The following is a 16,193-nucleotide window of genomic DNA, read 5'->3' as shown; positions in this document are numbered from 1 at the left end:
CGACGACCTCGCCCTGCAACCGCCGCGGCTGTTTCGGCTACGACACTGGCTGGCACGCGCCCCCGTCGGGAAACGTCGAACCCGTTGGCCTTGGCCCATTCCCGCACCAGGCCGGGACGAGGTCGGATGTGGCCGAGGACGTCCGCGGCGCGCTGCGGGTCGCATCACGCGACCCGATCATCACCACACTGTATGAACGCGGCCGTCCGCTGAATGTTCGACATCTCAAGGTGCCTGCCCGCGAGTGCTTTTCGGCGAACCTTCTACACGGAAGCGGGCGCTGCCTTGCGAATTTTGTCCATCAGGCTCTACTCGACGTGGTTGCGAAAAGAACTTCCAGATTGCGAAAGGGTGGTTGCCTGAAGCGCCCACACCAACGTCGACAGCTTCGGTAGCCAGCGACAACTGGGGTCGGGAGGAATGACCCAGTACAGGTCGCTGTGGAAGTGCTGCGGCGAAGGGAGCCGGATTCGGCTCGACGTTTGCAGCAAGATTCCGCCGCGCGTGGTGATCTCGCTGGATTCGACAACCGTATCGGCCTCGGCGAGAAAAGTGTAGCGCGGTCGAGGATACCGCGATCCGACGACGGGCCCCTGGCTTCGGGCAGCGCCGAGCCTGTCGATCACCTGATCTCCCACCGGGCGAGGAACGACCACCCCACAGAACCCGCCGACCACGGTCAGGATCACATGCCCGCCCGACTTGGTGACCGGCCAACCGAACAACCGCAGGTCTACACTCGCACGTCGGTCAGTCCTTCTTCCAATCATGAGAGTCCTCGCTGTCTACGCGAATTCCGTAAAGACGCTCGGGTGTACACAGCCGTACCCGCGCGCCGGAGGGCATGAGCCGGGCAGCCATATAAGTGCTCGATCACTGCTCCGCGCGTTGTGACGGAGGCGCAGAGCAGCGTGTGTCGGTGTTAGCTCCAACGCGAGTGCTCCCGGACCAGCGGAGCACTGCGTACCTTTTGATCTGTGCGATTCGGGAAAGGCCTGGTCGATCACCGCAATGATCTCCGTGCGGACCGCGGGGCAGGTCACACCTTGCCCGCGAGCATCACGGTTACCGACTCGACGAAACCGTGATAATCAGTTCATAACTGGAGACTGAGCTGCATTGCGGCACTCACGACAGGGACGACTACCGTAGCGCCCTGGTGGCCGTCGACTTATTCGAAGCCCGCTCGTTCACAGTGCGACCGCCAGGCGGGTGCCCTGGTCGATGGCGCGTTTGGCATCGAGTTCGGCGGCGACATCGGCTCCGCCGATCAGGTGCGGACTCGCTCGCCGAGCGATGAGCTGAGCGTGTAAGGTGCGTTCGGATTCCTGCCCGGTGCAGAGGATTACGTTGTCCACGGCGAGGACATGCTCCACACCGTCGATGTGGTAATGCAGGCCCTCGTCATCAATACGGTCGTAGGTCACGCCAGCGATCATTGCCACACCGCGGTGTTTGAGTTCGGTGCGGTGAATCCATCCGGTGGTCTTGCCCAGTCCGGCGCCGACCTTGCTGGTTTTGCGTTGGAGCAAGGTCACCGCACGCGCGGAGGGCTGTCGGCGCGGTTCGGTCAGTCCGCCCGGGCCTTCCTGTTCGATGTCGATGCCCCAGTTGGCGAGGAATGCGGTGATGTTCTGGTCGGCGTGATCGCCTGGATCGGTGAGGAATTCGGCGACATCGAATCCGATGCCGCCCGCACCGAGAATCGCCACCCGATCACCGACCGGCGCTTTGTCGCGCAGCACGTCCAGGTAATCCAGCACCTTGGGATGGTCGACGCCGGGCAGGTCCGGGGTACGGGGGGTGACGCCGGTCGCCAGCACGATCTCATCGAATCCTTGCGCTACGTCATCGACTGTCACGGTGGTGCGGAGCCGGACCTCGACTCCCAAGGTCTCGAGCTGGTTGCGGTAGTAGCGCAGCATCTCGTTGAATTCATACTTGCCCGGCACTTGGCGGGCGATGTTCAACTGGCCGCCGATCTCGTCGGCGGCATCGAAAAGAGTTACCCGATGGCCACATTCGGCGGCAGTCACCGCGCATGCCAGCCCCGCCGGGCCGGCGCCGACGATCGCCACGGACTTACCCCGGCGCGTGGGCCCGAGTACCAGCTCGGTCTCGTGGCAGGCGCGCGGATTGACCAAGCACGAAGTGATCTTGAACGAAAAGGTATGGTCCAGGCACGCCTGGTTGCAGCCAATACAGGTGTTGATCGCCTCGGCTCGACCTGCGGCGGCCTTGGCCACAAACTCCGGATCGGCCAAGAACGGGCGCGCAAGTGACACCATATCGGCGTAGCCCTCGGCGAGCAGCTCCTCGGCCTTGTCCGGGGTGTTGATGCGGTTGCTGGTGACCAGAGGCACCGTTACCACGCCTTTGAGTTTCTTCGTCACCCATGCGTACGCGCCACGCGGCACCGAAGTGGCAATGGTGGGAATCCGGGCCTCGTGCCAGCCGATTCCGGTATTGATGATGGAGGCGCCCGCTACCTCAATGGCTTTGGCAAGGGTGACGACCTCGTCGAAGGTGGAGCCGTTGGGGACCAGGTCCAGCATGGACAGCCGGTAGACGATGATGAAGTCGGTGCCCACGGCCGCACGGATGCGGGACACGATCTCGACGGGGAATCGCATCCGGTTCCCGTAGGGGCCGCCCCACCGGTCGCTGCGATGGTTGGTCTGCGCGGCGATGAATTCGTTGATGAGGTACCCCTCAGAACCCATCACCTCGACACCGTCATATCCGGCCTGCTTCGCAAGTACCGCGCAGCGGACGAAATCCTCGATGGTCTGCTCAATCTCGGCAGCGGTGAGTTCGCGCGGTACGTGCGGGCTGATAGGAGCCTGCAGGGGGCTGGGGGCGACCAGACCCGGATGGTAGGCGTAGCGGCCGAAGTGCAGGATCTGCAGGGCGATTTTGCCGCCTGCGGCGTGCACGGCATCGGTGACTACCCGGTGCTGTGCGGCTTCGTCGTCGTTGGTCAGCATGGCCCCACCCGGATAGGGTCGACCAGCCTCGTTCGGGGCGATGCCACCGGTGACGATTAGGCCGACCCCGCCTTGCGCGCGTTCGGCGTAGAAGGCTGCCATCCTGCCGAACCCGTTCGGCGCTTCCTCCAGGCCGACATGCATCGACCCCATCACGACACGGTTACGCAGGGTGGTGAAACCGAGGTCCAGCGGCTGCAACAGGTGCGGATACGACACGGCGTTCATCATGGACTCCATTAATCAATTTATTTACTAAGAAGATAGGCTAACCGGAGGTTTGCCATTTGGCAATGAGTATTCGAGTCGACCGCCGAGAGGCCTGAACGTGAGCAACGAGGCGCCGATCGATGACCGACCGAGCGAACTCGGACCAACGGATTCTCCTGTGCGAACGGGTTTCGCGGAGCAGCGGCAGGTATGAGGCCGACTCGCTCGACCTCCTCAAGCCATGCCCGCTCGCTGACTGGTTTTCTGTGCTGGACATTGCCGGAATGCCGAGCTACTGTTTCTGGCTAATATTCAAGTAATTGACCCACAGAGGTGAGCATGCACTCCTTCCGAAAAGCCATCGAGGCTCGCGACATGGCCGCCGTCGAGGCACTGTTGGCCGACAATGTCGTATTCACCAGCCCCGTAGCGTTCAAGCCGTATCCCGGCAAGCCCATCACCGCTGCAATCCTGCGGGGCGTACTACGGGTGTTCGAAAATTTCCACTACGTGCGCGAGATCGCCGACGCCGACGGCCGTGAGCACGCGCTGATCTTCGAAGCCACGGTGGACGGCAAACATGTCACCGGCTGCGACTTCCTTCACTTCGACGAACACGGCAAGATCGACGACTTCATGGTTATGGTGCGGCCGCTGTCCGCAGCCACCGCCCTGGCTGCACGCATGGGCGAGCAATTCGAGCGCATCCAAGCCGAAGCCACCGTTTAGCCTGAGATCGAGGCGAGCGTGAGCGACTTCTGGAGTACGGCGATGGGTAGCATCTTTAATTCGCAATAACTTGTCCTTTCGCTGTAGTCGCGTCACGCTCGCCGTAGCGCCCATGGTGGCGCGGCGTCAGCGTGGCCGAGACCTCGCACCATGCCGTCGTCACCGATCCCCGGTTTGGAGCACGACCGCCTACACTGCGCACCACTGAGGCACGAGCGCATGTTGATGCTTCCCGACGCCCGAGGCTGCCGGGCTCGGATGACAGCTGGACCTGGCCGCTGTCAGGGTTGCGGGCGGCATGGCTGCACGTCACCGTCGGCGGCCTGTGCGGCGTTGGCGTCGGCCCGGTGATCACCAGCCTCTACGACCGCGATCCCGCTTTCACCCGACACCCTGTCCCCGTTACTGAATGAGACTGCCCCAGAGGATCGAGCGGTGGTGGCCAGGATGACACGAGTGACGCCGTCAGGATCATCGATCATCGGGACGTGACCCACGTTCGGCAGGGTCTCGAACTGCGCCTGGGGCAATCGGTCGACCGCGATTCTGCCGTTGATCTGCTGCGGGAAGACCCTGTCGCACCCTGACCATGCGACGGTGATCGGGCACGGTGAGACTGGCATCGACGCGATCTGCTCTCGGGTAGCCAGTAGCTCTTCGGTGACCGTACAACCGAGGAGGTCGTCGACGATTCCGAGTGCTTGGGCTGGCGTGAGCCGGTCACCGCGCCCGGCGATAGTGCGAAACGTCAACTGCCGCACCAATGGCAGATGGAAACCGACCGGCGCTAGCGGGCGTGTCCGGCGGGCGAGTGTGGCCGCGGCAGCGATGCGTGCGGCCGATGCGGCGTGGCCGGTGCCGTGCGCAGTCCAGAATCCTGCTGGTGAGAGCGCACAGACGGTACGTGCCCGCCCCTTGCGGGCAAGTTCGAGGGCGACCCACCCGCCGAGTGAGTTTCCGGCGAAATGCGCTGTATCCCAGCCATTCTTGTCGAGGAGCCGCTCGACCTCTTCGACAAAGCTGCGAATTTCAACTGGTCGTGACTCGACGGGAGCGCCGCCGCGATGTCCCAGCGCTGTCGGGGCGATCACCTCGTGATGCTCCGACAATGCCGACATGACAGATCCCCAGATATCTGCGGAGTTCGTCACGCCATGCAGAAGAACCAGTGGTGTCCGGCTCATCGTGTGTACCGCCCCATCATGTCGCTTTCTATCTTGCCGTGAACAACGACCCACCGCGCCCCCGATGGATCACGCAACAGACTCTAGACCGAGGCGAGTAGTCGGCAATTTGCGCCGAGTCGATACGACTTGGCCAGGGAGCCCCACTCAAATCCATTGGAACAAAGCCTATTACGTCCGGACTGCCGGTCGCTGCGAAGCGGATTGCAGGAAGTCGTCGAAGGCTTGCAGCGCTTCGGGAGAGGCTGCCCGCTCGCGAAACACAACCGCTTCGTCCTCGATGACTTGCAGCACCTCGCTGCGATTTCGGCGCATCAGGCGCTTGGTGGTACGCACGGCTTCGGTCGGGATTTGCCGCAGAGATCGGGCGGTGTCGATAGCGACGGTCAAGGCGGCACCGTCGTCGACCACACTGTTGATCAGCCCGGCGGTCTCGGCGCGTGCGGCGTCGAAACGCCCTCCCAGCAACAGCATTTCCGCGGCGCGTTTGTCGCCTGCGATTTTGGGCAGCAGCAGTGTCGAAGCGGCTTCTGCGCTGAGTCCGAGCTTGACGAAGGGAACCGAGAAGATGGTCGACCGGCCCGCGTAGGCCAGGTCGCAATGCAGGAGCATGGTGGTGCCTATGCCGATCGCGTAGCCCTCGACCGCGGCGATCACCGGTTTGTCGGCGCTGATCAGCAAATGCAGCAGAGCGAGCGGTTCCTCGAATCCTTTCTGGTCGCGGAAGTCGGCCATATCGTTGCCGCTGGTGAAGATGCCGCCGTGGCCGGTAAGGATGATGACGTCGATGTGCGGGTCGGCTTCAGCGGCCGCGATACTGTCAGCCAGGACGCGATAGGTTCTGGTGTCGAATGCGTTTCGAGTGTCCGGCCGGTCGATCGCCAGCACTTGGATCCCGGGTTCGACGTCTGTGATTCGTATGGTCATTGATGAGTCCTAGATGAGCACTGCTGGCCTGCCCGCCGGGTAATCGGGCAGGCCAGCATGTCGATGTAGCGGTGTCGGCGTGCTCAGGCGAGCAGGCTGATGGTTTCCGCGACGCACGCCGGTTTCTGCGCGTGCTCGAGTTCGATAGTGATGGTGAAGATGACGCGGGTGCCGGTCGCCGTGGTCTCCACCTCATCGAGCCGTACGACGCCCCGAACCCGTGATCCCACCGGAACCGGCGCGATGTAGCGGACCTTGTTGCTGCCGTAATTGACGGCCATCCGGATACCCTCGACCTGCACAGTGCGCTCGAGGATCGTGGGGATCAGCGACAAGATGAGATAGCCGTGGGCGATGGTCGTGCCGAACGGTCCCATCGCGGCTCGGGCGGGGTCGGTGTGGATCCACTGGTGATCACCGGTGACCTCGGCGAAGGTGTCGATCTGCTGCTGGGTGATCACTTGCCAGTCGCTGGCGCCCAGTTCAGTTCCCACCAATGAGGGCAGTTCGTCGATCCCGTTGATCGTGTGCATGTTGACGTCCTTCCCCTAGTCAGCGGCCGACGAATTCGGCGGTGGTGCGTGTCAGAAACGCCTGCACGCCGATCGCGGCGTCTTCGGAGGTGAACAGTTTCCGGATAGTCGGCACCAGTTCGGCTTCCGCAGCGGCGTCCCCGTCACGCTGGGCCTGGCGCGCGTTGCTCAGCGTCGCCTGCACTCCGAGAGGGGCTTGGCGCGCGATCGCCTCGGCGATGGCGACCGCGCGCTGCACATGGTCGCCGTCGGCGACGATGTCCTGCACAATGCCGATGCGGCGCGCTTCTGTGGTGTCGAACTCTTCGGCAGTGAGCATCCAGCGCATGGCGTTGCCCCAGCCCGCGGCCCGCGGGAATCGGATGGTGGCTCCGCCGAACGGGTAGATTCCGCGGGACACCTCGAGCTGAGCGAATTTCGTGGACTCCGCGGCGACGACGATGTCGGCGGCAAGCATGAGCTCGATACCGAGGGTCAGCACTTTGCCGTGAACGGCGGCGACCACCGGCTTGGACAACTGCTGGCCGTCGACTTGCCACGGGTTGATCCCGCCCTCGGGCACCAGGGAGTTGCCGGCTTGGAGGTCGGCGGCGACGCTGGCGAGGTCCAGCCCGGAGGTGAACATAGGGCCTTCGCCGTAGAGCACCGCGGCCCGCGCGGTGTCGTCGCGATCGAATTCACCATAGGCGGCGGCCAACTCCTGCAGCATGGTGCTGTCGAAGGCGTTGCGTTTGGTAGGCCGGTTGAGGCCGATGATCTGAACATGGCCGGAGCGGCGCAGCGTGAGTGTTTCGTAAGTCATTGTCCATCCTTCTAAGGTCAGGAGTTCAGGGCTGGTGGTCAGGCTTTGGGGCCGCCGGCGACGTAGAGGATTTGCCCGGATACGAACGAGGCGTCCTCACGCAGAAAGAACGACACCGCTGCGGCAATGTCGGCGGGCTCGCCGACGCGTTGCACCGGAATCTCTTTGGCTGCTGCGATTTTCATGTCGTCGAACGACATTCCCAGGCGGGCGGCGGTGGCGGCGGTCATGTCGGTAGCGATGAAGCCGGGGGCGATGGCGTTGACGGTGATTCCGAACCGCCCCAACTCGAGGGCCAGGGTTTTGGTGAATCCCTGCACACCGGCCTTGGCCGCGGCATAGTTGGCTTGGCCGCGGTTGCCCAACGCCGAAGTGCTCGACAGGTTGACGATGCGCCCCCACCCGCTGCTGCTCATGTACTTCTGCACAGCGCGGCTCATCAGGAACGCGCCGCGCAGGTGCACGTTGACGACCGCGTCCCAGTCAGTGGAGGTCATTTTGAACAGCAGGTTGTCGCGGGTGATGCCCGCGTTGTTGACCAGTGCGGAAGGCGGTCCCAGCGACTCGGCGATGCGGGCCACGGCAGCCTCCACCGATGCTTCGTCGGCGACGTCCACGCCGACGGCCAGCGCTCGTGCACCAGCAGCTTCGATGTCGGCGACCACCGGAGCGGCGGCGTGCTCATCGAGATCGAGCACGGCGACGGCGAACCCGTCGGCGGCCAGTCTGCGCGCCACCCCGGCGCCGATGCCGCGCGCGGCGCCGGTGACTACCGCGACACGAGAGTCTTTGTCTATCAATGCTTTGATCCTTTACTCGTTCAAGACAGTCGTTCGATGACCATGGCCATGCCCTGGCCGCCGCCGACACACATGGTTTCGACCCCGAACTGCTTGTCGTGGGTCCGAAGATTGTTGATCAAGGTGGTGGTGATCCGTGCGCCGGTCATACCGAAGGGATGGCCCAAAGCGATAGCGCCGCCGGAGACGTTGAGCTTGTCGTCGTCGATGCCGAGTTCCTGGGCCGAGCCGAGCACCTGCACCGCGAACGCTTCGTTGATCTCGAACAGATCGATATCAGCGACGGACATGTCTGCCAGGGCCAGAGCGCGTCGGGTGGCTTCGATAGGACCCAAACCCATGATCTCCGGCGACAAGCCCGAGACTCCTGTGGAGACGATCCGAGCCAAGGGTGTGAGACCGAGTTCTTTCGCCCGGGTGTCGGACATGATCACGACGGCCGCGGCGCCGTCGTTGAGGGGGCAGGAGTTGGCGGCGGTGACGCTGCCGTCGGGACGGAATACCGGTTTCAGTGCTGCCACCGCCTCGTAGGTGGTTCCTGGGCGGGGGCCGTCGTCACTGGTGACCGTGGTGCCGTCGGGAGTGGTGACCGCGGTGATCTCGCGGGCGAAGAACCCGTCGGCGATCGCTGCCTCGGCCCGGTTCTGGCTACGTACCGCCCAGCAGTCCTGGTCCTCCCGGCTGATCCCGGTCAGTTGCGCGACGTTTTCGGCGGTCTGTCCCATCGCGATGTACACGTCCGGCAGCGCACCGTCTTTACGAGGATCGACCCAGGCGGAGACGGCGGCACCGGTCTGGCCTTGGGTGCGTAGCAGCGCTTCGGCGAAAACCGGGTTGGTGGTGTTCTCGCCGAAATCTGCGGCTCCCTTGCCGAATCGGCTGACCGTTTCCACGCCAGCGGAGATGAAGGCATGTCCTTCACCGGCTTTGATGGCATGGAAGGCCATCCGGGTTGTCTGCAACGACGACGAGCAATAGCGGTTGACGGTTGTTCCCGGAACTGTGTCCAGCCCAGAGAGAACGGCCACGACACGGGCAAGGTTGTAGCCTGCTTCACCCGCGGGCTGCGCGCAGCCAAGGATCAGGTCGTCGATGGTGTTGGGATCCAGCGCTGGTACCTGGGCGAGCGCGGCCTGCACGATCTGTGCGGCCAAATCGTCGGGACGACATTGCGTCAGGGATCCCTTGTTCGCGCGACCGATCGGAGACCGGGTCGCGGCGACGATGACAGCTTCAGGCATGGGTCTGCTTCTTTCGTTTGAACGCCGTGACCGCCGAGAGCACCAGGGCTGAGGGGTTGACGTGATCGGGGAATATCGACTGCATCTGCGCCACCAGCTCGCGAGAGTCGCGGCAGCTGTCGACGTTGGCGGCGAACTGCTGGATATAGGAACGGGTTTCAGCGACGCAGTAGGCGGTGTCGGCTGCACCAGGGCGCTTGTGCCCGGCCACGACGGTGGACGGGTTGAGGGCGGCGATGGCGTCGATGCTGGCCAGCCACTGCTGCCACTCGTGTGGACCGGTGACGGCGAGGAATGGGTTGACACCGTTGTAGATGGCGTCGCCGACGATGACCGCGGCGATCGAGGGGATGTGCAGGATCGCGGTGGGGGCGATATCGGCTTGGGGAATCGCGATGGCGTGCACCGCAATCCCATCGACCGTCAAGGTCGAGTAGGTAAGTGGAAGGGGCACGACGGTGTTGTCGAGGGCCTGTCCGGCAAAGAACGCCTGGGCGGCGGCCCGGTCGGATTCGAGGTTGGCGGCAATGTGCGCGGCCACCGACGGGATCGCGACGGGCCGGGCGTGGGGAAAACGCGACAGTAGCCGTTGCAGTCCGAAGTAGTGGTCGGAATGGCCGTGGGTGATAAAGATCGTCGACAGTCGTTTGCCGGAATCCTCGATGCGCCGGATGACCTCGTCGACGTCGGCGGCCCGGTACTGGGTATCGACCAGCATCGCTTCGGTCGGACCCGTGATGAGCGTCGAGGTCGTCGGAGAGAACATCCCACCGCTGGGGAGCTCGAAACCCTCGCAGGTGTAGACGTCGAGGGTTAGTGTGCTGTTGCTCATCGGATTTCGCCTCCGCGGATCGATTCGGCCAGTGAGTGCACACGGCTCAGGTGGTGGGCGCCGTAGAAGTCGGCCTCACGCAGCCGACGCCGATCGGCGTCGGTGAATTCGGTCGAGGTCGTCACCGTTGCGGCGACGATGCGTGCGTGCATCCATGCGCCGGCGACAAGCGCGATCATGGACAGGTAGGCGACCGAGCCCGCGAACGCATCGCGGGGGTCGTTCAACGCCAGCATCAGCAATGTATGCGTGGTGTCGCGCGTGCACTCCAACGCCCGGTCGAGTCTTTCCGCTGTCCGGACCGCGACGGGATCGGAGGATTCGCGCAGGCGCGCGATGTCGCGGCCGATCATCTCGAGCGCCAGCGTCACCGTCGCGCCCTTGTCGCGAAACAGTTTGCGGCCCAATAGGTCGTTGGACTGGATGGCGGTGGTGCCTTCGTAGATGGGCAGGATTCGAGCGTCGCGGTAGTGCTGGGCCGCACCTGTTTCCTCGATGAAGCCCATGCCGCCGTGGACCTGGATCCCGTCGGAGGCGATACGCACGGCTTCCTCGGTAAACCACGCCTTCATCACCGGCACGAAGAACTCCACCAGCTGCTCGGTCTCCGATGAGCCTTGCAGCATTGATCTGTCGACCCACTCGCCCAACTGAACGGAGAACGCACGCATGGCCGAGATCGAACTCGACATCGACAGCAGCAGCCGCGCGACGTCGGGATGCTCGGCGATCGGGGCGGCGGCTCCGCGGCCGAAAACCTTGCCCTGTATGCGCTGTTGGGCATAGTCACGGGCCTGCTGGTAAGCACGGTCGGCGATGCCCAGGCCCTGCAGGCCCACACCGATACGGGTGTTGTTCATCATCACGAACATCGCCGACAGGCCGCGATTCTGCTCGCCCACCAGGAAGCCGACCGCGTCGTCGTACTCCAGGACACAGGTCGGGCTGGCGTGGATGCCGAGTTTGTCTTCGAGCGCGAGGGTGGTGACGCGGTTGCGGTCGCCGGGATTGCCGTTCTCGTCGGGAAGGAACTTGGGAACCACGAACAGCGACAGACCACGCAGTCCCTCAGGGGCATCGGGCGTACGGGCCAGCACGAGATGAATGATGTTCTCGGCGAGGTCGTGATCGCCCCAGGTGATGAAGATCTTCTGCCCGCGCACCCGCCAGCTACCGTCCTCGGCCGGGCGGGCAGTAGTGCGGATCGAGGCCAGGTCCGTACCGGCTTGGGATTCGGTCAGATTCATGGTGCCGGTCCACTCGCCGGTGACCATCTTCGGCAGGTAGGTGGCCTTCAGCTCGTCGCTGGCGGCCGATTGCAATGCGGTGATCGCGGCGGTGGACAGTCCCCAACACAGCGAGAACGCCACGTTGGCGGCGGTCCACATCTCCGATACCGCGTTGTAGAGCATGACCGGCACTCCCCCGCCACCGATTTCGGCGTCGATGCCGAGGCCGACCCAGCCGCCCTCGGCGAAGGATCGGTACGCCTGGACGAACCCGGGCGGGGTGGTGACCTTCCCGTCGGCCAGTGTGCTACCCACTCGATCACCGAGCCGGTTGAGCGGGTGCATCATCTGCACCGCGAGATCGGCTGCGGTGGTGAGGATGTCGCGGGCGTCCTCGGTCTTGAGTTCGCCGTCGCTGAGCGTGTGCAACACTTCGTCGCCGAATACGTTCCGATACAGGAAGTCGTAGTCCTCAATGGGCGGTTGGTACATGAACAAGTTGCCTTTCAGAGCCGGATGCCGTTGGTGGTGGCCAGTCCGCCGTCGAGTGGAATCACCGCGCCCGTAATGAAATTGGATGCGATCGAGCTGAGGAAGACTGCGGTCGCCGCGATGTCCGCTGGCTCGCCGATACGCCCGACAGGACTGGCCTCAGCCAGTTTGTCCCCGGCCTCTTCGAGGGCTTTCGCCATCATCTTCGTCGGGAAAGGTCCAGGTGCGATGGCGTTGACCAGGATCGACGGCGCGAGGTCCGCGGCCAGGTGGCGGGTGAGATGATGGATCGCGGCTTTGGACGCGGAATAGGAGTAGTTCCCGAAACCAGGCACGACCAAGCCGTCGATCGATCCGATGTTGATCACGCGTGCCGGATCAGCGGCCGTCGAGGCTTTCTCCAACAGCGGGCGGGCCAGTTGGGCGAGGGTGAACGGCGCCTTGACGTTGGCAGTGAGCACCTTGTCGAACGCCGCGCCAGGGAACTCGTCGAACGGCGCGCCCCAGCTTGCTCCGGCATTGTTGACCAGAACGTGCAGACCGGGCTCGCGCGCGGCAATGGCATCTATCAGCGCCCGGCACTGCTGTTCACTGCTGACATCGCAGGCGATCGCATGGACATCGCCATACTGCGACAGCGCCTTTCGCGCTTCGTCGCACGCGTCTTGCTTGCGGGAGGAGATGTAGACGCGTGCACCGGCACGCAGGTATCCCTCGGCGATCATGTAGCCGATCCCGCGGGTACCACCGGTGACCAGCACGGTCTTGCCGGCGACGGAGAAGATTTCAGGGAACATTGGAGCCTTTCTGGTGAAAGTCAGCGGTAGAGGTCCTCGATCACCGCGCTGTATTTCGCAGTGATGACATTGCGGCGCATCTTGAAGGTGGGAGTGAGCTCGCCGGTGTGGGGACTCCACTGGTCGGCGAGCACTCGGTACTTCTTGACCTGCTCCGGGCGAGAAAGCCCTTGATTGGCGCGCTCGACGGCAGCGTCGATTTCGGCGCGGACCACGGGGTGATCGAGCAGCGCCGCGATGTCGGTGTCATCGATGTCGCGTTCGCGGGCGAATTTCACGAGCAGCGAGGGTTCGACAGTCAGCAGCGCCACTACATACGGGCGATCGTTGCCCACCGCGATGACCGTATCGAGGAAGGACTGACCGGCAAGGCGTGTCTCTATCGCCGTCGGCGCGATGTTCTTGCCCGATGAGGTGATCAGCAGTTCTTTGCGCCGATCGGTGACGTGCAGGCGGCCCGCCGGGTCGAGGAATCCGATATCACCGGTATGCAGCCAGGTCTCGGTGTAGAGCTCGACGCCATCGCCGTGGCGGTAGCCTGGTGTGTTTCCCGGGCTTCTCACCAGGATTTCGCCGTCCGCGGCGATCCAGATATCGACACCGGGCAGCGGAGTCCCGACCGCGTCGCGGCCGCCGCATCCGAACCGGTCACCGGTGGCGATCCCGCAGGTTTCGGTCATTCCGTAGCCCACATGCACATCGATCCCCACCGATGCCAGATCCAGTCGCAACTCGTGCGAGACCGGCGCGGCGCCGGTGCACGGGTAGATCACACCGTCGAGACCAAGGGCCTGCCGAATCTCGCGCAGCACGCCTTCCCGCGCATGCGCTGCCGCGGTCGCTTGCAACGCGGAGACATGCTGGTCTTCCAGTCGCGCCTCGGCCACCTCGCGCAGAATTTTGCGATCTCGTGCGATTTCCGAGCGTCGATCCGCGAACGGTGACGAGGAGGCGATGTGATCGACGGCGGTGCGCAGCTTCTCCCAGACCCGCGGGACCGTCATCAAAAAACTCGGCCGATGAGTCTGCAGCGCCAGGACCAGCTGTGCGGAGTCGGGGCAGCAGAATACGTGTCCGCCCAGTCGCATCGGTAGATACAGCGACCAAAGACGTTCCGCGACATGAGCCAACGGCAGATGGGATACCGACCGGTAGGCGTAGTCGACGGTGCCGGTGCTTACCATCGCATCGACTTCCCACAACACGTTGCCGTGGGTCAAGACCACACCTTTGGGCATTCCAGTTGTCCCGGAGGTGTAGACGATCGTGGCCGGGCTCGCCGGTTCTACCAGCGAGATACGGGTATCGAGTTCGTCAGCGACCCATGTGCGGCTGTCACGCCCGAGCGCCACCACTTCGTCCCAGCTGAACTCATCCGGCGCAATCGGGTCGCTCAAAGGCTCGAACAAGACGAGTTTCGGGCGATTTCCTACCACCCACGGCAACTCACGCACGATCTGCTGCTGGTGATGGCCGACCACCACGATCAACCGAGGCGCACAGTCGGACAGGACATAGTCCATCTGCTCCGCGGCCATCGTGGGATAGACACTGACCGGTACCGCACCGCAGTGCAGAGCCGCCCAATCGGCCAGCAGATGCTCGGACCGATTGTCGGCGACGATAGCCACCGTGTCGCCGAAATTCAGGCCGAGTCGCAGGAACGCGCCGGCGAGGTTCAGAACCTCTTCCCGGTATCGGAACCAGCTCAACGTGCGTTGATTTGAGCCTTCGTGCCACGACACCGCGGGTAGGTCGTTATGTGTCGCTGTCGTAGCGGCGAATCGGTGGCACAACGTGGAGCGATCGGTGGTCGGGTGCATGACGGTCACCGGCCTTCGAAGCGGATCTCGTCACAACTCTGTGCGAGTTTGCGCGCCCCGTGTCGCAGTAGGTAGTCGACGGCCGTACGCATGTCCCCGGTCTCGAACAGCACCGGCGCGATGTCGGCGAGGTAGCGATCGGTCTGTCGTGAACCGTGCTCGAGAAATTCACGGACCAGCCTCTTGGTGGCTTGATGCGCGCGAGTCGGGCCGGCGGCGAGTTGCTGGGCCCAGCCCAGCGCCTGCTCGTGAAGCTGCGGTCCGGGCACGACGCGGTTGACGATGTTCCATTGCTGGAATTGGTGCGCGGTGTAAAAGTCGCCGGTGTAAACGATCTCCTTGGCACGCGCCGGACCACAACGCTCGGCCAGCCGGTACACCCCTCCCAGCAGGGTTGTCGCTCCGATCATCGCCTCCACCTGCGCGAACTTCGTGTCCTCGGCGGCGATAACCAGATCGCACGCCAAGGCCACTTCGATCCCCGCGGCCAAACACATTCCGTGAACGGCGGCGATAACGGGAAACGGGGCGTCCTCGAGCGCCCCGAGCAGCTTCGTGGCGCGAGAGATCAACTCCGCCCCGGTCTCAGAGGTCAGACCCTGGAATTGGCTGACATCGGCACCACTGCAGAAGACCGGGCCGTCAGCTTTGATCACCATGGCGCGTCTGCCCTCCGCCGTCGCCCGCCGCACCGCTTCATCGATGCCTTCGGCCATCGAGGCGACGAACAGATTCAGCGGAGGGTTGGACAAGGTCACTACGGCGATATCACCGTTCGATTCATAGCTCGTGGTGCTCACTGACTGACTCCTTGGGGACCGTGGTCGGCACTGGCAGCGGGGCTAGACTAAATCGGCTAGACTGTATCGTCAAGAGTCATCGATAAGGCAGGGCAGGTGGTGCCGTTATGCTTGGGCAGGTGAAGACGCAGGAAACCCGCAGTCAGAGCACCGCGGTCGGCAAGGAGCCCTCACACAAGGAGCGACTCCTTCAGCACGGAATGCAGCTGTTCTATGCGAACGGTTTCCACGGAACGACCGTCGACGCGATACTCGATGCGTCCGGTGTTCCGAAGGGCTCCTTCTATCACCACTTCGGATCCAAAGAGGCCTTCGGCCAAGCTGTCCTGAAGCGCTATGGCCAATTCCAGCTCGATCTTCTGGAGAAATGGGCCGGCAAGCCCGGCCTGAGCACACCCGACAGACTGACCGGCTACTTCTCGGCGATGGTCGATCACTTCGTCATATCCGGCTACCAACGCGCCTGCCTGTTCGGCAAGTTCTCCACAGAGGTCGCCGCGACATCCGACGTCTTCCGCGATCAGCTCGGCACCGACATGCGCGAATGGCAGTCGCGACTACGCGACATCCTGGCAGCAGGCCAGACCGCAGGCGACATACGCCGTGATCGCACGGCCGATGAACTGGCCGATGGCGTACTCGCCCTGATCCAAGGCGCCTTCGTCGTCGCACTGTCGACTCGCGATGACGCGTCACTGCGCGCCGTGTGCAACACGATCCCTACCCTGATCGCCTAGAGGCGGACCAGTCGCGGCGGGGTCGCATGCCGCAAACCAAGTATCCTTTGCATGAATGCCCTGGCACCCA

At 63.7% G+C, this 16,193-nt stretch carries 16 protein-coding genes; 2 read left to right on the top strand and 14 right to left on the bottom strand.

What is annotated here, in order from left to right:
- The 3 genes from AC3ERS_RS32810 to AC3ERS_RS32800 form a co-directional block, all read right to left on the bottom strand.
- Positions 1–128, bottom strand: a 128-nt coding sequence (locus tag AC3ERS_RS32810; RefSeq protein WP_431972028.1) for an Lsr2 family DNA-binding protein, incomplete at its 3' end; no start/stop codon positions are given.
- Between the two features lie 180 nt (positions 129–308).
- Positions 309–689, bottom strand: a complete 381-nt coding sequence (locus tag AC3ERS_RS32805) for a hypothetical protein (RefSeq protein WP_431972024.1) — start codon at positions 687–689, stop codon at positions 309–311.
- A 501-nt stretch (positions 690–1,190) separates the two neighbouring features.
- A complete protein-coding gene (locus AC3ERS_RS32800) occupies positions 1,191–3,215 on the bottom strand; it encodes an oxidoreductase (RefSeq protein ID WP_431972023.1) in 2,025 nt (674 codons plus the stop codon).
- A gap of 321 nt (positions 3,216–3,536) precedes the next feature.
- On the opposite strand from AC3ERS_RS32800, the gene AC3ERS_RS32795 reads away from it, so the two are divergent.
- Positions 3,537–3,926, top strand: a complete 390-nt coding sequence (locus AC3ERS_RS32795; protein WP_431972022.1) for a nuclear transport factor 2 family protein — start codon at positions 3,537–3,539, stop codon at positions 3,924–3,926.
- Positions 3,927–4,207: 281 nt separating this feature from the next.
- Here the strand turns inward: AC3ERS_RS32795 and AC3ERS_RS32790 are convergent, their stop codons facing one another.
- The 11 genes from AC3ERS_RS32790 to AC3ERS_RS32740 form a co-directional block, all read right to left on the bottom strand.
- Positions 4,208–5,110, bottom strand: coding sequence for an alpha/beta fold hydrolase (locus tag AC3ERS_RS32790; RefSeq protein WP_431972021.1), 903 nt, complete (start codon positions 5,108–5,110; stop codon positions 4,208–4,210).
- 171 nt (positions 5,111–5,281) lie between these two features.
- Positions 5,282–6,037 (bottom strand): enoyl-CoA hydratase-related protein, encoded by a 756-nt coding sequence (locus AC3ERS_RS32785; protein WP_431972020.1) that lies wholly within the window; start codon positions 6,035–6,037, stop codon positions 5,282–5,284.
- An 83-nt stretch (positions 6,038–6,120) separates the two neighbouring features.
- Positions 6,121–6,570, bottom strand: a complete 450-nt coding sequence (locus AC3ERS_RS32780; RefSeq protein ID WP_431972019.1) for a MaoC family dehydratase — start codon at positions 6,568–6,570, stop codon at positions 6,121–6,123.
- A gap of 19 nt (positions 6,571–6,589) precedes the next feature.
- Complete coding sequence (locus AC3ERS_RS32775; protein ID WP_431972018.1) at positions 6,590–7,372, bottom strand: crotonase/enoyl-CoA hydratase family protein; 783 nt, start codon at positions 7,370–7,372, stop codon at positions 6,590–6,592.
- A 38-nt stretch (positions 7,373–7,410) separates the two neighbouring features.
- Entirely contained in the window at positions 7,411–8,169 is a 759-nt protein-coding gene (gene fabG / locus AC3ERS_RS32770) for a 3-oxoacyl-ACP reductase FabG (protein WP_431972027.1), read from the bottom strand.
- 23 nt (positions 8,170–8,192) lie between these two features.
- Positions 8,193–9,413: an acetyl-CoA C-acetyltransferase gene (locus tag AC3ERS_RS32765; protein ID WP_431972017.1), complete on the bottom strand. Its 1,221-nt coding sequence runs from the start codon at positions 9,411–9,413 to the stop codon at positions 8,193–8,195.
- Complete coding sequence (locus AC3ERS_RS32760; protein WP_431972016.1) at positions 9,406–10,245, bottom strand: MBL fold metallo-hydrolase; 840 nt, start codon at positions 10,243–10,245, stop codon at positions 9,406–9,408. Before AC3ERS_RS32760 ends, AC3ERS_RS32765 begins: the two co-directional genes overlap by 8 nt.
- Complete coding sequence (locus AC3ERS_RS32755; RefSeq protein WP_431972015.1) at positions 10,242–11,966, bottom strand: acyl-CoA dehydrogenase family protein; 1,725 nt, start codon at positions 11,964–11,966, stop codon at positions 10,242–10,244. Before AC3ERS_RS32755 ends, AC3ERS_RS32760 begins: the two co-directional genes overlap by 4 nt.
- Positions 11,967–11,980: 14 nt before the next feature.
- Positions 11,981–12,763, bottom strand: a complete 783-nt coding sequence (locus tag AC3ERS_RS32750; RefSeq protein WP_431972014.1) for an SDR family oxidoreductase — start codon at positions 12,761–12,763, stop codon at positions 11,981–11,983.
- A 20-nt stretch (positions 12,764–12,783) separates the two neighbouring features.
- A complete protein-coding gene (locus tag AC3ERS_RS32745; protein WP_431972013.1) occupies positions 12,784–14,586 on the bottom strand; it encodes an AMP-dependent synthetase/ligase in 1,803 nt (600 codons plus the stop codon).
- Between the two features lie 5 nt (positions 14,587–14,591).
- Positions 14,592–15,386, bottom strand: coding sequence for an enoyl-CoA hydratase/isomerase family protein (locus AC3ERS_RS32740; protein WP_431972012.1), 795 nt, complete (start codon positions 15,384–15,386; stop codon positions 14,592–14,594).
- 107 nt (positions 15,387–15,493) lie between these two features.
- Between AC3ERS_RS32740 and AC3ERS_RS32735 the strand changes: the two genes are divergently transcribed.
- A complete protein-coding gene (locus AC3ERS_RS32735) occupies positions 15,494–16,123 on the top strand; it encodes a TetR/AcrR family transcriptional regulator (RefSeq protein WP_431972011.1) in 630 nt (209 codons plus the stop codon).
- Positions 16,124–16,193 lie beyond the last annotated feature (70 nt).

It is taken from the genome of Nocardia sp. bgisy134, from assembly GCF_057708325.1.
This window is presented reverse-complemented; position numbering and strand designations above follow the sequence as displayed.

Coding starts and splice junctions, on each gene's coding strand:
- AC3ERS_RS32800 (WP_431972023.1), bottom strand. CDS start 3,215: ATGAACGCCGTGTCGTATCCGCACCTGTTGCAGCCGCTGGACCTCGGT.
- AC3ERS_RS32795 (WP_431972022.1), top strand. CDS start 3,537: ATGCACTCCTTCCGAAAAGCCATCGAGGCTCGCGACATGGCCGCCGTC.
- AC3ERS_RS32790 (WP_431972021.1), bottom strand. CDS start 5,110: ATGAGCCGGACACCACTGGTTCTTCTGCATGGCGTGACGAACTCCGCA.
- AC3ERS_RS32785 (WP_431972020.1), bottom strand. CDS start 6,037: ATGACCATACGAATCACAGACGTCGAACCCGGGATCCAAGTGCTGGCG.
- AC3ERS_RS32780 (WP_431972019.1), bottom strand. CDS start 6,570: ATGCACACGATCAACGGGATCGACGAACTGCCCTCATTGGTGGGAACT.
- AC3ERS_RS32775 (WP_431972018.1), bottom strand. CDS start 7,372: ATGACTTACGAAACACTCACGCTGCGCCGCTCCGGCCATGTTCAGATC.
- AC3ERS_RS32765 (WP_431972017.1), bottom strand. CDS start 9,413: ATGCCTGAAGCTGTCATCGTCGCCGCGACCCGGTCTCCGATCGGTCGC.
- AC3ERS_RS32760 (WP_431972016.1), bottom strand. CDS start 10,245: ATGAGCAACAGCACACTAACCCTCGACGTCTACACCTGCGAGGGTTTC.
- AC3ERS_RS32755 (WP_431972015.1), bottom strand. CDS start 11,966: ATGTACCAACCGCCCATTGAGGACTACGACTTCCTGTATCGGAACGTA.
- AC3ERS_RS32750 (WP_431972014.1), bottom strand. CDS start 12,763: ATGTTCCCTGAAATCTTCTCCGTCGCCGGCAAGACCGTGCTGGTCACC.
- AC3ERS_RS32745 (WP_431972013.1), bottom strand. CDS start 14,586: ATGCACCCGACCACCGATCGCTCCACGTTGTGCCACCGATTCGCCGCT.
- AC3ERS_RS32735 (WP_431972011.1), top strand. CDS start 15,494: ATGCTTGGGCAGGTGAAGACGCAGGAAACCCGCAGTCAGAGCACCGCG.